Here is a 13,794-nt window from a genome sequence, read left to right as displayed (position 1 = left end):
CTTTCAAAATGGGTTTTTGGGAAGAAGAACATAAGAAAAAAAAAATCATGATTGGTGATGACGGTTTAGATATTTTTGAAGAAGCGATCGAACAATTCTATGAAATGACTGAGGAACATTTGGAGAGAAAGCCAATGATTGATGAGATGCTTTTGACAATCATGACGGTCTTAAACAATGGAAGCAGTCAGTATTTTGATGATTTAAATGAGAAAGAAGTAACGGATATTAAAGTAACAACTAAAAAAGCAAAAACTTTAGGTAAAGTAGAACCAGGAGCTATTATTGAACTCCCATTAAAAGAAGTTGGAAAATTAAGCTATGCTTTGATCGTTTCAGGTGAGGGGAAAAACCAATATGATGATATTTTAATCAAATACTATGATTTGTTTGTTGATGAAAGAATGGAAAAAAGTGAGTTAAGAAAATTGATTAAAAAAGAGAAGGGACTATTTGTTGCAAGTACAGGTTTGACAGGCTTTTTAAGTGGTTCATGGAAAGTCATCACAAAAATAAATAAAGACTTTATAAAAGAAGAGGATCTTCAAAATCTGAAATTCGTGACATATAGAGATGAAAATTATTACGTAAGCGAGGGGAAAGAAGGTTCAACTGCACCTGTAATGGACTTAGAGGTTGCTGATCCAAAAACGGCTAAGACTATATTTAACCCGATTGGTATACATGGCGAATACATTATTGAAAGTATTCTTACTTTATATTTTAAAGGTATGTCAATGGAGGATATTATCAAATATGAAATATAGGCATCTATCATGAAGGTCAGCAGATAAAGATGATTTGTTTTATAATCCTTATGGAATAGTAGTATTCAAAAAGTAATCAATATAGCTTTCTATCGTTTAGCAAACAACCTCCTACTTGATAAGTGGAGGTTTGTTTGCTTTAAAGATCATTTGAGTTTCTACAGTAATTGAGGTGAAAAAATTGAAGAAAGTTAAATTAAACACGATGACCAAAGAATCTATCGCAGATATCGAAAAAGAAATAACAAATACCGCACTGAATCTAGTGAAAGAAAAACAAGCAAAATTTAAGGATTTAGGTTTAACGATCAATGCTGAATTTGGACGATTCGTATATGGAAAAAAAATCTAGAGGGAGAGAAATTCAAGTCTCAGATTGTTTTACAGCAGGTTATCATTCATTCATCCATATATTTTTCAGTAGATTATCTAAATGGCGAAGAGTTTCATGATGGTGAAGAAGGTGATCAAGGTTATTGTATAGACCATCTCGATATTTGGATTTGTGTATCGAATAATCTCGTGAGCAAAAAAGGATATTTAAGAGTATTTGAAAATGAATCAGATTTGCGGGGAATGATTATACCATTAATTGATGAATTGTATAAAGAAGCAACAGAAATTCTTCAAACCCCTAAGCAGCTAGGATTTTTTCAACCGGTCTAAAAGGGAGAGAAATGGTGCTTAGATAGGAACAAGATAAGGTAGAGCATTTGCAGTAAAGAAAGCAAGTAAAGGAAAAAGAATGAGCAAACCATTCAAAGCCATGATGAATAAAATCTTATTAGGAGGCTTATAAGGAGTGTATTTGAAAAATATACAATTAATGTCAGATGATGATCGTGGGAACTTAGCCAGCCAATCCCTTTGTATGACTGAAATGTTTTTATACGAATTAGAAAAGAAATTTCAAACAAAAGATTGTGAGGCCATTGTTTTGATATGTGGCTCTTTTAAAGACTTCAAATTAATTAGTACTTCAAAAGATGAACCAGACATCTTATTTTTAAAAAATACGTACGAGCTGGAAGTACCCTTCCGTTACAGTGAATTTGAAAATGCAACAAATAAGAAAAAGATCTTAGCTGACACTTTGGAAAAAGCGATGCTCTATCTGTGTGAACTGAAAAATTGGGACAGTCAGCAAGTCAAAGCGGCATTTCAAAAAATGAAAGAAAAGGAATATAAAGCAGAGATAAAAGGAAAACAAAGAAAATTAAGTCCTGATAAAACAAAGAAAGCATATACTCTGATTGAATTAGATTTAAAGCAGTTTACTCTTTATCTTGTAGTTGCAGACAATAAAAGAAATATCTTAGATAAAAAATTAATTGCTGAAACCGATACCTACTTAGAAGATATTTCGTATCATATGAGAGAGCTTAAATGGTTAACGGATCATGAAGTGGCACTTTTCAAACGTGCACATAAAACAGTTTATACAAGTATACGTTTATCATGATAAAGCAAAATGAGAATAACATACATAACACTTGATGAAATCAAGAACGCAATATATAAGGAGTGTATTTTAAATGGGCTTTTGGGAAGAAGAACATAAGAAAAAGAACATCATGATTGGTGATGACGGACTAGATATTTTTGAAGAAGCGATCGAACAATTTTATGAAATGACTGAGGAACATTTGGAAAGAAAGCCAACGATTGATGAGATGCTTTTGACAATCATGACGGTCTTAAACAATGGAGGCAGTCACTATTTTGATGATTTAAATGAGAAAGAAGTAACGGATATTAAAGTAACAACTAAAAAAGCAAAAACTTTAAGTGACATTGAACCAGGAGCTATTATTGAACTCCCATTAAAAGAAGTTGGAAAATTGAGCTATGCTTTGATCATTTCAGGTGAGGGAAAAAATCAATATGATGAAATTTTAATCCAATACTATGATTTGTTTGTTGATGAAAGAATAGAAAAAAGAGAATTAAAACAATTGATGAAAAAGGAGAATGAGCTATTTGTTGCAAGTACAGGTTTGACAGGCTTTTTAAGTGGTTCATGGAAAGTCATCACAAAAATAAATAAAGACTTTATAAAAGAAGAGGATCTTCAAAATCTGAAATTCGTGACATATAGAGATGAAAATTATTACGTAAGCGAGGGGAAAGAAGGTTCAACTGCACCTGTAATGGACTTAGAGGTTGCTGATCCAAAAACGGCTAAGACTATATTTAACCCGATTGGTATATATGGCGAATACACTATTACGAACATTCTTTCTTTATATTTTAAAGGTATGTCAATGGAGGATATTATCAAATATGAAATATAGGCAGTTTACAACGTGAAGTGAGTTTTAAGAAAGGAATGGTGTAATGAATGGATGAACCCAAAATGCTAGACTGTTTAAATAAAATAAGACAAGTCTTGAAGGGGACGATCACAAGAGAACAAGTATCTGATTGGGCTGAAATTTACGTTTCTGCAGACGATTCAGAAATAGACGATGATCAAGTTTGGGATATGCTGATTCTTTTGAGTGGAATTGATTTGAAAGATTCACCTAATTCTTACTTGCATTGTGTAGATGATTTGAATGATTGGATAGAAAAGTACCAATAGCTCCTATATATCAGCTTACTATATTCTTATGGTTAAGCCCCCATCTATTAAAAGGAGTGAATGTTATGCCTGAAACAGTCATCGCAATTCCAGGATTTTGGTCACATCATTTAAAAGAACTTGAAGAATTGAATGATTATATATTCGTGAATGATCGAATCATACATAAACGAACTGGAACTGATTACGAACTTGAAGTAGTGGATCATATTGATCAATTAAGCGAGACTTTCTTTCCAAATGAACAATTCAATTCAGAAGAACTTAAACAAATAGATACGCATCAAACATGCTTGTATATCATTGGGATGACTGAATCCTTAGAAGAAATAAACGCGTTTGTACAAGTTACTACGGATTTACTAAAGATTGATGGCATGGCGATAAAAGTTGATTCATCAGGTCGTTCTTTTATGAAGAAGACATGGCAAAGTTTAATAGAAGAATTCAATCCTTATCAATATATGCAACAATTTGGAGAGCCGGAAATGATGTTTGAAGGGTTTCAAATGAAGACGAAGACTCCAATGCCGCTTATTGTGCATTGAACAATGGGGAAAATCTATGCCAGAAATGATTGATATAGACGATTCTTTAGAAGAGTGGCTGCCGGGAATGATAGCAGATGGAATCAATCCGTCCATTTTCTATAATCGAAATGATTCGGTTTCAATTGAAATTCAAACATTAAAAGAAGATATAGAGGAAGAATTAAGAAACTACTAGTTCGACAAGAGTGGAGGTAGTTGTTTGAAACGGCTTGAAGACTTATTTATTCGTTCAGAAAAAGAATTCAAATTCTATCAGAATTTAGTAGACCATGTGTTTCACACAAATAAAGAGCTACCACAACAAGTCTTCCGTAAGACATTTGATTGTTTTTTGTTTCAAGAGTTTGATTGGGCATTGAGTGATGATATTTTACCAACCATTAAAGAGTTATCAACTGTTACACAAGATAGAGAATTTTTGACTGCAGTCCTTCAACCAGATCCAACCGAATATTATTTGAAGGAATTTGGTTATTTTAATTGGCTGAAAGCGAGTGTGAACATTTCAGGTGAGGGTTATGTAAATGCACTATGGATGCACCCAAAAGGGTCTTTAGCAGATGATATCATAACGAATTCAAACATAGTGGTCTGGCTATCGCATTCGTTGCAGTGGGCGATTTGGGCAGATAGAGATATGAATATTTGTATCATAGGGTTGGTATCAACAAAAGATTCTGTGAAAAATAGGTTATTGAAAGAAGGATGGAAACCAATGGATCATCCTGTTTTAACAAATTGGCTTGAAGGATTATTGAAGGATCAAAAAACATTCAATGACTATTACACTCAAATGCTATCTCATTATGCGTCATGTTACAAGCGTTGAAATGGAGTATTAGTGGCTGATGATAGACCTATCCGTAGATATGAAAGGAGCATAAAGTGAAACAATTGTTTATATCCAATCCAAAAGAATTTGAACATGTTCTATCGTTTGTTCATTCGCTCGTTCACAGTACAAAGACATTCCCTGATCAAGTGTTGAAAACGAAAACACCTCATTATTTATTCGAAGAATTCCATTGGTTGTTATCAGACGATAGCTGGGAAATCATCATGATGACTATATACTCATGGCTGTATTAGATGAGCAGAAGACTATGGATGATTATTATCGTGATTTTGGTTATTATCACTGGGTGAAAATCCCGTTAAACCTCACACCAAGTGATTACCTTGCTGGAAATTATGGTCATATTTTGATACTGTAATATATTTTTAAATTAGTCTTGTGTTTTAAATTGATGAGGTGGAGCAAGTAATGAGAATCGTATTAGCAAAAGAGAAAAATTTATTCGAAGCAAATGAATTAATAAAGAAAATCAATTTAAACGTAGAAGAGTATCATTGGGTCATAAGTGATGTGACACTCACAATGCTTCATGATCGGAAAAATCAATCCCATTCAGAAGTAATGCCGAATTATACGGATTTTTTATTTCTGAAGGGTGAACATTTCAAAAAGTTCTTAAATGACTATTCTTATTCTTTTATTTTCGCCGTTTTGACCGCATTGCCTCGTCATGTACATCATTTGAATATCAACTCAATACCTCAAATTGAAGATAACGAACAATATTGGAACGTGAATTATACACCCGTTATTCCTCAAGCTGTGTTTGAAATCGGATTTTTTGATTCGACAGATGTTATTTTTACAGGAGATCAGAAAATCTTAAGCGAATTTCGAAAAAAAGCGGACTTTATTTCATTTGAAGAATATTTACAAACTCCGTGACATGATAAGAATAGAGTTCATTCTGAAAAATACGTTAGGAGAGTGAATGATTAAAAACATTAAGAGAAAGGGGAAAGTCCATGAAAATCAGCCGGGATAAACAAGGTTTATTCGATGATTTAAAACAACGTTATCAATACTTATTAGATTCAGCTTATCCAGATGAGATCGTCTCTTTTGAAGAAGAAACTGGTATGTACTCAGATGATTTTTATATGTTTTTTTCACTTGTTGCAGGCAGCTTGAGTTATTTGATCGATCATAAACGAATACCGAAAAAACAGTTAAACGTGCTACGTCAGTCATTTGAAGAGCAATATCCCCAAATCAAATCGTATCAACATATCCTTGAATCGTATCCTTTATTGCATTCCTATGTTCAATACCATGAAGAAACGAGAAAACGAATGATTGCACTTATACAATAACCTCTTGGAGGACAAACGATGACATGGTTTTTAGATGAAAAAATCCAGAAACAAATCCCTGATTTCGATATCAACCATCTAAAGCAAATCAATGAATTTCACTACTTTAAAGAGTATAATGAACATTACGACTTGATCAACTGTATTGTCCTGTAAATCTCATACGAATCTGCGACCCATAAAGCAGAAATCCATCTAAAATTCACCAATGTATCTTCTGTTCAAATCAAAGATTCGGACTTAACAAACGATTCTAGTCTATATTTAAATATTGAGCCTTTGAATAGAGGCTGGGAAAACATCAATTATTTCGTAGAAGACTATGAAGAAGATTATTTTCATTTTATTGTCAAACGGTTCAAGTCATACAAGTCGTATCAAATGAATCGTGCTAGTCTACCTACATATGTGTCAATCATGCTTCTCCATCCCAACATAGAAAGGTGCAATGACATTGAATCGAATGATGAAATGGTTTTTATTTGCGGCAGTCATCGCTGGCTTATTGGTATGCGCATTCTTTGTGTTCCGCTTCAACCAGCCTAAGCCGACGACGAACATCCATTATGCAGACACACAAAACAAACAGCAAACACTCGATATGTACATGCCGAAGGGCAAAGAAGACAAAAAGAAGAAGCATCCAGTCATGATCTATCTCCATGGCGGCGGCTGGACAGGCGGCGATAAGAATAGAGTCGCTTCAAAGGCTGATTATTTTACGGGTCAAGGGTATGTGTTTGTTTCGATGAATTACAGGCTTCACCCTGATGCCAACTATGAGCAGATGGCAGATGATACGGCAAACGCCATTAAATGGGTCAAGGATCATGCAGGTGAATATCAAATCGATTCATCAAAAATCAACATGATGGGACATTCGGCAGGCGGTCATTTAACGGCATTGGTGGCCACAGATTCAACTTATTTAAAACGTGTTGGATTGTCGCCAAAAACGATCAATTCCATCGTGATTTTAGATGGACCGTTAAACATCAATCAATTTATACAAGCCATACCATCGTACAAAAAGGTGTTTGGCAAACAGGAGAAGAACTGGACAAAGGCATCACCTGTCACTTATATGAATCAAGCGAATGTACCGCCTGTTTATTTAGTCACAGGCTGGGAAAATCCAGAGGTGTACCGATTTGCAGAAAAACTGAATCATGATAAAGGCTCGCGGTTTGTTTTTCGAGTTCATTCGCTGAGCCACAGTGACTTGAATAAATGGTTTGGATCAGACAGGGCTCCAAAAGAAGCGCAAGAAATGACAAAGGCTGTCATGTCTTTTGTGAATAAACAGAATCAATAACGAAGACCGTATGCTCGACAATCTAATTTGCCGCAGTATATGATAAAGCGTAAAATGGTTTGTACCAAAGGAGTGTATGTCGTTGTCATCACGTATGGAAAATAAAGTGTTCAATTGCGAAAAAGAGCTGACGCTGAATATTATCGGCGGTAAGTGGAAAATGCTGATTTTATGGCACCTTGGCAGAGAAGGGACAAAACGGTTTGGTGAGCTAAAATCGTTAATGCCTGGGATTACGCAAAGAATGCTTGTCAATCAGTTAAGAGAATTAGAGGAAGATCACATTGTGCATCGGGAGGTTTATCCTGTCGTTCCGCCAAAGGTTGAGTATTCGCTCACAGAACTAGGAGAAAGCTTAATGCCGATTTTAGAGGCGATGTATGATTGGGGAAAACAATATCTCGATAGCAATTTTTTAAAGGATGATAAATAGAAAGTGCAAAAGATACTGGTCGAAAGACAGTATCTTTTTTGTGACCATATGCGAAAAAGTATAGTATGTAAAAAAAAAGTGCGTACTTGGATTGCTGCCATCCTGTTGTTATACTCATTTCATCGTTCAAGAAGCATCATTCGCAGAGCTCTTGAAGATGAGATGAAAAAATAGGAGTGAACGTTCATGAAATTACAATTAGCATTAGATTTAGTGAATATACCAGAAGCGATTGAGCTGATTAAAGAAGTAGAAGGATCGATCGATGTAGTCGAAATTGGAACACCTGTTGTGATCAACGAAGGCTTGCGTGCTGTAAAAGAAGTCAAACAGGCTTTTCCGAATTTACGTGTACTCGCTGATCTGAAAATTATGGATGCTGCCGGCTATGAAGTGCAGCAGGCATCTGAAGCTGGAGCGGATATCGTCACCATTCTTGCAGCAGCAGAAGATATGTCCATTCAAGGAGCGGTGAAGGAAGCGAAAGCAAGAGGGAAACAAATTTTAGTTGATATGATTGGCATCAAAGATATCGCGGGCCGGGCAAAAGAGCTGGATGAGCTTGGTGTCGATTATATTTGTGTGCACACAGGCTATGATCTGCAAGCGGTTGGTCAAAACTCATTTGCTGATCTTATGACCATTAAACAAGTTGTCAAACAAGCGAAAACAGCCATTGCAGGCGGGATTAAGCTTGATACGTTACCTGAAGTCGTGAAATTAAATCCTGATTTGATCATTGTCGGCGGCGGTATCGCAAGCCAGGACAATAAAGCAGAAGTGGCTGCACAAATGAAGCAGCTGATCGCACAATCATGAAGACCAGTGACTATGTGAAAGCCATTTTGAATGAGCTTTCTGAGCATTCCCCCGCTATTCAAGACGAACAAGCGGAGCGGCTTGTCTCAAGCATTTTAGCTGCACGAAAGGTCTTTGTGGCAGGTGCTGGCAGATCTGGTTTGATGGGAAAATCATTTGCCATGAGACTCACACATATTGGCGTCAAGGCTTATGTGATCGGAGAGACCAATACTCCTTCCTTTACAGAAGAAGATCTCTTGATTGTGGGGAGCGGCTCTGGTCGAACAGAGACCTTGCTAATCCTTGCAAAAAAGGCAAAAGCAATTGGTGGAAAAGTGGCAGCATTCACGCTTTCAGTTGACTCACCTCTAGCTGATCTATCGGATGAAGTCATTTTACTGTCAGGTGCGCCGAAGGATCAAAAGGAAGGAAGCCATCATACCATTCAGCCAATGGGCTCGCTATTTGAGCAATCGCTTCTTCTGACATACGATGCGGTCATCTTGCGTTTAATGGAAATAAAAGAAATCGATACACATAAAATGTACGGTCACCATGCAAATTTAGAATAGCTATTTTCAAAGCCTTTCCTTTCTTAGAAGGAGAGGCTTTTTTTATCTAAATCAAGAGCAGAATCTTGACATCATCTATTTGATGTAACTATAATTGTTACATCGTTAAAGAAAAAGCGTAAGCTCGGAAGGAAGATGAAGATGAAAGTACAAATCTGGTCAGATATCGCCTGTCCTTTTTGTTATATAGGAAAAAAACAACTAGAAACAGCGCTTGAACAATTCCCTCAAAAGGAACAGGTAGAAATCGAGTTTAAAAGCTTTGAGCTTGATCCACATGCACCCGTTGATGTCGATTATGATGTCCATGATATGCTCGTCAAAAAATATGGGATGAGCCGCAGCCAGGCCATGGCGATGAATGAGCAGGTGAAGCAGGCCGGCAAAGAGAAAGGAATCGATTTTCAATTTGATCCACTCGTGTTGACAAACACCTTTGATGCCCATCGATTGGCGCAATATGCTGGTCAAATGGGGAAAGGCGATTTCGTCATGGGAGAGCTGTTTCAAGCGTATTTTACAGATGGAAAGCATGTTGGTGATCGTCAAACCCTTTTAGAAATTGCAGAAAAAGCAGGTCTTGATCTGAAGGAAGTACAGCAAGTTTTAAGCGGCGAAGATTTTGCAGATCATGTACGAAAAGACGAAAAAGAGGCGAGACAGCTTGGCGTTTCTGCTGTTCCTTTTTTCTTATTGAATGGCAAATATTCAGTGGCAGGTGCACAGCCAGCCGATACCTTCCTTCGTGCACTTGAAGCGGCATGGACAGAAGAAGCAGCTCAAGCTGAGAAAGCGGCTGCCAATGCATTTGAAGCAGCATGTGCAGACGGCGTATGCGCAGTGCCTGCCCCTAAAGAAGATATCTAATCATATAAAAAATGAGCCTCCTGCGGCAAGGGCTCATTTTTTTCTTGCATTCATTTGTTTGATCGTTTCACCTGGAACCAATTCAGGTTCGTAAAAGGTTTGATGAGGGAGATTCTTTTTTCCTTGAACTTTTTTAATCATCCAGCCTGCCGCATCCCGGCCCATTTGCTCCTGAGGGTGGGTCAATGTTGTCAGCTTCACATGGGCATTTTTCTGGGCTATATACGAATTATCCTGTCCAATAATGGAGAGATCCTCTGGAATGGACAGCCCGATGTCACTGCATACATTGGCAACTTCTAATCCAACCTCGTCGTTATAGCAAACAAGGGCAGTCAGCTCATGCTGATGCTCTATTAAGAAAGTTTTGATATCATCTCCCAAATGCTGCTTCGATTCTGTATCGAAAAAGAGGACGTGCTCAGGCAGAAAATTAAGCTTGGCTTCACCGAGCGCTTGAATATATCCCTTCATTCGGTACTTTCCCTGTAAGTCATCTGTTTTTGAGATCAGGCCGATTTGCTGATGTCCAGAGGTGATCAGCTCTTTTGTGGCTAAATAGCTGGACTTCACATCATCTAAACAGAGAAAGGGAACCTCTAACTGCTCGTAATAGGCATTGATCATAATGAGCGGTACATCCTGTTCTTTAAAAGATAGGTAGTACGAGATGTTCGGATTATATAAATTGCTTTTCGTCGGCTCGACAATGAGTCCGTCCACACCAAATGACAGCATCATTTCCAGCGCTTTTTTCTCCTGTTCCACATCATTATTCGTACTTGCCAGTAACAAAGAATAGTTCTCTTCGTTTAATCGGCTTTCAATGCCTCGAATAATAGAAGGGAAAATGTAATCGGATATGTATGTCGTGATAACCCCAATCGTTTTCATATGTGCATGTCCAGCAGGCTTTGCTTGATATTGATTGGTCACAAATGTACCTGAGCCCTTTTCACTTCGTAAAAACCCTTCGCTCGACAATTCTAAGATGGCCTTTCGAACCGTATGCCTGCTCACTTGATACATCTCCTGCAGGCTTGATTCGGTTGGAATACGTTCCCCGATCCGGTAATCCCCTGTGAGTATTTTGCTTTTTATATCATCGATAATGATCTGGTACTTCTTTTTCATCGTTTCACTTCTTTCTCAGTTGATCATCTACTCGGATTGAGAAGAAATTGTATGGACATATTTTAACATGGTTGTCGAATCAAAAACAGGCGCTTTCCCGTTCTGTCGTCTCAGCTTTAGAAAAGTGAAGGTTTTTGTCATATTGTGTATGTACAACTATATTTAATATTGACATATGTACGTACAAATATTATATTGTGAATGTGCACAGAGAATCAATGAATCTAGAAAATTAAAATTGAAACCGCTATCAATTATGGAGGTGAACGCAGAATGGATCATGAAGAGACGACCAAAGCCTTAAAAGAAGGACGGACATCTTTAGGGATTGAATTTGGTTCAACACGAATTAAAGCCATTTTAATAGATGAAGCGTTTCAGCCAATTGCTCAAGGTACATTTGAATGGGAAAGTTCTCTCCAGGAAGGAATTTGGACGTACAACTTAATTGATATCATTACAGGACTTCAAGTGGCGTACCGGGAGATGAAAGAGCAAGTCGAGCAAAGGTATGGCGTGACCATTCAAACCATTGGCTCAATTGGAGTATCAGCTATGATGCATGGCTATGTGGCATGTGATCATACAGGAGAGGTCCTCGTTCCATTCCGAACATGGCGGAATGCAACAACCATTGAGGCGAGTCAAAAACTGACGGATGTCTTCCAATTTCATATTCCAGAAAGATGGAGCATTGCCCATCTGTATCAAGCGATATTAGAGGAGGAAAAACATCTTTCCCGTTTAGAATATATGACCACCCTATCAGGGTACATTCACTGGCTGTTAACCGGAAAGCAGGCTATTGGCATTGGTGATGCGTCAGGCATGTTTCCAATTGATGAACAAACGAAGGATTACAATGAAGTAATGCTCCATCAATTTGAAGACTTGATCGTAGAAAAAGGCTACCCGTGGAAGCTGCGTCACCTTCTGCCGCGTGTTTATTTAGCAGGCGAGGAGGCTGGCGTGTTAACGGCAGCAGGAGCAGCCATTTTAGATCAAGGCAAACACTTGAAGCCAGGCATTCCATTTTGCCCCCCGGAAGGTGACGCCGGAACGGGAATGGTGGCAACAAACAGTGTAGAAAAACGGACAGGGAACATTTCAGTTGGGACATCTGTTTTTGCCATGATTGTGCTAGAGCAGGAGCTAAAGGGTGTGTATCCAGAAGTGGATATGGTCACAACGCCAGACGGACTGCCAGTCGCAATGGTTCATGCGAATAACTGTACAAGTGACTTAAATGCTTGGATGAATATATTCAAAGAGGCATTTGAAGCATTGGGTATGCAAGTGGCGTCAGAAAAGGTATACGAAGCCTTATTGCAGCAGGCGTTAGAAGCAGATCGAGATGGCGGCGGACTCTTAAGCTATGGCTATTATTCTGGTGAAAATATTACAAGATTGCCAGAAGGAAGGCCTCTTTTTGTCAGATCAGCTGAAAGCCGCTTTAATCTGGCTAATTTCATGCGTACCCATCTTTTTTCTGCTTTTGGTGCAATGAAAATAGGGATGGATCGTTTAAAAGAACATGAACAGGTTGTGATTGATCGTTTACTAGGGCATGGGGGGTTATTTAAAACCCCGCTCGTTGGTCAAAAAATAGTGGCCGCAGCGCTTGATACACCTGTATCAGTCGTTTCCACTGCGGGAGAAGGCGGTGCGTTTGGGATGGCTGTCCTTGCTTCCTATATGGTCCATCATCAAAAGCAAACATTGGCTGAATTTCTCACGCATCAAGTGTTTGCCCATACATCAGAAGAGCTCATGGAACCCGACCCGCTTGATGTCAAAGGCTTTGACGAATTTTTAAAGCGCTATCAAGAGGGCCTTGCGATTGAAGAAGCGGCAGTAGCACATCTGATGCCAAAGAAAGGAGTGACAACCGTATGCTAGAGCGCTTAAAAGAAGAAGTATTTGAAGCAAATTTAGATTTGCCGAAATACGGACTTGTGAAATTTACATGGGGCAATGTCAGTGCGTGTGATCGTGACAGCGGTCTATTTGTTATTAAGCCGAGCGGTATAGCGTATGACCAATTATCAGCAAAAGACATGGTTGTGGTCGACTTTGACGGTGAAGTAGTGGAAGGGGAATTCAGTCCTTCATCAGATACAGCAACACATGCTGTTCTTTACAAACACTTTGAGGAAATTGGCGGTATATCACATAGCCATTCCATGTGGGCAACCGTTTGGGCGCAGGCAGGTCTTGATTTACAGGCAATGGGCACAACACATGCCGATACATTTTACGGCGCTGTTCCGTGTGCTCGATTTCTGACAGAAGAAGAAGTCAACCGCGGTTATGAGGTAGAAACGGGCCGGCTGATCATCGAAACGTTTGAGGAAAGAAACCTAGATGTGATGGCGGTGCCGGGTGTATTGCTTCAAGGTCACGGCCCATTCACGTGGGGAAAAGATGCAAAAAGTGCGGTCACAAACAGTGTGATTTTAGATGAAGTCGCCAAAATGAATCTGTTCGCAAAGCAATTAAACGAATACGCGGAGCCTCTCCCGCAACGAATTTTAGATAAACATTACTTAAGAAAACACGGAGAACATGCGTATTACGGACAAAAACCTTCAAGATAAAGAA

Annotated in this window: 20 protein-coding genes; 19 read left to right on the top strand and 1 reads right to left on the bottom strand. The window is 38.3% G+C overall.

What is annotated here, in order from left to right; genetic code table 11:
- Positions 1-8: 8 nt before the first annotated feature.
- The 17 genes from C6Y03_RS18085 (at position 9) to C6Y03_RS18010 (ending at position 10,059) form a co-directional block, all read left to right on the top strand.
- Positions 9-767 carry a hypothetical protein gene (locus C6Y03_RS18085; RefSeq protein ID WP_106039721.1) on the top strand — a complete coding sequence of 253 codons (759 nt, stop codon included), beginning with the start codon at positions 9-11 and terminating at the stop codon, positions 765-767.
- A 181-nt stretch (positions 768-948) separates the two neighbouring features.
- A complete protein-coding gene (locus tag C6Y03_RS19440; protein ID WP_223260779.1) occupies positions 949-1,119 on the top strand; it encodes a hypothetical protein in 171 nt (56 codons plus the stop codon).
- Between the two features lie 450 nt (positions 1,120-1,569).
- Positions 1,570-2,229 (top strand): hypothetical protein, encoded by a 660-nt coding sequence (locus C6Y03_RS18075; RefSeq protein ID WP_106039720.1) that lies wholly within the window; start codon positions 1,570-1,572, stop codon positions 2,227-2,229.
- A gap of 73 nt (positions 2,230-2,302) precedes the next feature.
- Positions 2,303-3,061 (top strand): hypothetical protein, encoded by a 759-nt coding sequence (locus C6Y03_RS18070; protein WP_106039719.1) that lies wholly within the window; start codon positions 2,303-2,305, stop codon positions 3,059-3,061.
- A gap of 47 nt (positions 3,062-3,108) precedes the next feature.
- Positions 3,109-3,351, top strand: a complete 243-nt coding sequence (locus tag C6Y03_RS18065; RefSeq protein ID WP_106039718.1) for a DNA-binding protein — start codon at positions 3,109-3,111, stop codon at positions 3,349-3,351.
- 65 nt (positions 3,352-3,416) lie between these two features.
- Entirely contained in the window at positions 3,417-3,899 is a 483-nt protein-coding gene (locus C6Y03_RS19435; protein WP_223260778.1) for a hypothetical protein, read from the top strand.
- Between the two features lie 16 nt (positions 3,900-3,915).
- On the top strand, positions 3,916-4,077 hold the full coding sequence (locus C6Y03_RS18060; protein ID WP_262982412.1) for a DUF2750 domain-containing protein: 162 nt from the start codon (positions 3,916-3,918) through the stop codon (positions 4,075-4,077).
- A gap of 24 nt (positions 4,078-4,101) precedes the next feature.
- Complete coding sequence (locus C6Y03_RS18055; RefSeq protein WP_106039717.1) at positions 4,102-4,731, top strand: hypothetical protein; 630 nt, start codon at positions 4,102-4,104, stop codon at positions 4,729-4,731.
- A 56-nt stretch (positions 4,732-4,787) separates the two neighbouring features.
- On the top strand, positions 4,788-4,991 hold the full coding sequence (locus C6Y03_RS18050) for a hypothetical protein (RefSeq protein WP_223260776.1): 204 nt from the start codon (positions 4,788-4,790) through the stop codon (positions 4,989-4,991).
- Positions 4,992-5,166: 175 nt separating this feature from the next.
- Positions 5,167-5,643 (top strand): hypothetical protein, encoded by a 477-nt coding sequence (locus tag C6Y03_RS18045; protein ID WP_106039716.1) that lies wholly within the window; start codon positions 5,167-5,169, stop codon positions 5,641-5,643.
- An 80-nt stretch (positions 5,644-5,723) separates the two neighbouring features.
- A complete protein-coding gene (locus tag C6Y03_RS18040) occupies positions 5,724-6,071 on the top strand; it encodes a YxiJ family protein (protein ID WP_106039715.1) in 348 nt (115 codons plus the stop codon).
- An 18-nt stretch (positions 6,072-6,089) separates the two neighbouring features.
- Positions 6,090-6,227 carry a hypothetical protein gene (locus tag C6Y03_RS19430; protein WP_223260775.1) on the top strand — a complete coding sequence of 46 codons (138 nt, stop codon included), beginning with the start codon at positions 6,090-6,092 and terminating at the stop codon, positions 6,225-6,227.
- A gap of 292 nt (positions 6,228-6,519) precedes the next feature.
- Positions 6,520-7,386: an alpha/beta hydrolase gene (locus C6Y03_RS18030; RefSeq protein ID WP_106039714.1), complete on the top strand. Its 867-nt coding sequence runs from the start codon at positions 6,520-6,522 to the stop codon at positions 7,384-7,386.
- 76 nt (positions 7,387-7,462) lie between these two features.
- Entirely contained in the window at positions 7,463-7,819 is a 357-nt protein-coding gene (hxlR, locus tag C6Y03_RS18025) for a transcriptional activator HxlR (protein WP_012010675.1), read from the top strand.
- A 186-nt stretch (positions 7,820-8,005) separates the two neighbouring features.
- Positions 8,006-8,638 (top strand): 3-hexulose-6-phosphate synthase, encoded by a 633-nt coding sequence (gene hxlA, locus C6Y03_RS18020; RefSeq protein ID WP_003216301.1) that lies wholly within the window; start codon positions 8,006-8,008, stop codon positions 8,636-8,638.
- On the top strand, positions 8,635-9,192 hold the full coding sequence (hxlB, locus tag C6Y03_RS18015; protein WP_106039713.1) for a 6-phospho-3-hexuloisomerase: 558 nt from the start codon (positions 8,635-8,637) through the stop codon (positions 9,190-9,192). The genes hxlA and hxlB overlap by 4 nt, the downstream gene beginning before the upstream one ends.
- Before the next feature lie 141 nt (positions 9,193-9,333).
- Positions 9,334-10,059, top strand: coding sequence for a DsbA family oxidoreductase (locus C6Y03_RS18010; protein ID WP_106031274.1), 726 nt, complete (start codon positions 9,334-9,336; stop codon positions 10,057-10,059).
- Between the two features lie 33 nt (positions 10,060-10,092).
- Here C6Y03_RS18010 and C6Y03_RS18005 read toward each other — a convergent pair whose 3' ends face one another.
- Positions 10,093-11,193 carry a GntR family transcriptional regulator gene (locus C6Y03_RS18005; protein WP_106031275.1) on the bottom strand — a complete coding sequence of 367 codons (1,101 nt, stop codon included), beginning with the start codon at positions 11,191-11,193 and terminating at the stop codon, positions 10,093-10,095.
- Between the two features lie 273 nt (positions 11,194-11,466).
- Between C6Y03_RS18005 and C6Y03_RS18000 the strand changes: the two genes are divergently transcribed.
- Entirely contained in the window at positions 11,467-13,092 is a 1,626-nt protein-coding gene (locus tag C6Y03_RS18000; RefSeq protein ID WP_106039712.1) for a xylulokinase, read from the top strand.
- Positions 13,086-13,790 (top strand): L-ribulose-5-phosphate 4-epimerase, encoded by a 705-nt coding sequence (locus C6Y03_RS17995; RefSeq protein ID WP_034661424.1) that lies wholly within the window; start codon positions 13,086-13,088, stop codon positions 13,788-13,790. The genes C6Y03_RS18000 and C6Y03_RS17995 overlap by 7 nt, the downstream gene beginning before the upstream one ends.
- Positions 13,791-13,794: the final 4 nt, after the last annotated feature.

The sequence above is a fragment of the Bacillus sp. LNXM65 genome, assembly GCF_002998575.1.
In the GTDB taxonomy this organism is placed as follows: domain Bacteria; phylum Bacillota; class Bacilli; order Bacillales; family Bacillaceae; genus Bacillus.
The sequence above is the reverse complement of the archived record's forward strand: the minus strand, read 5'-3'. Positions and strand labels throughout refer to the sequence as shown.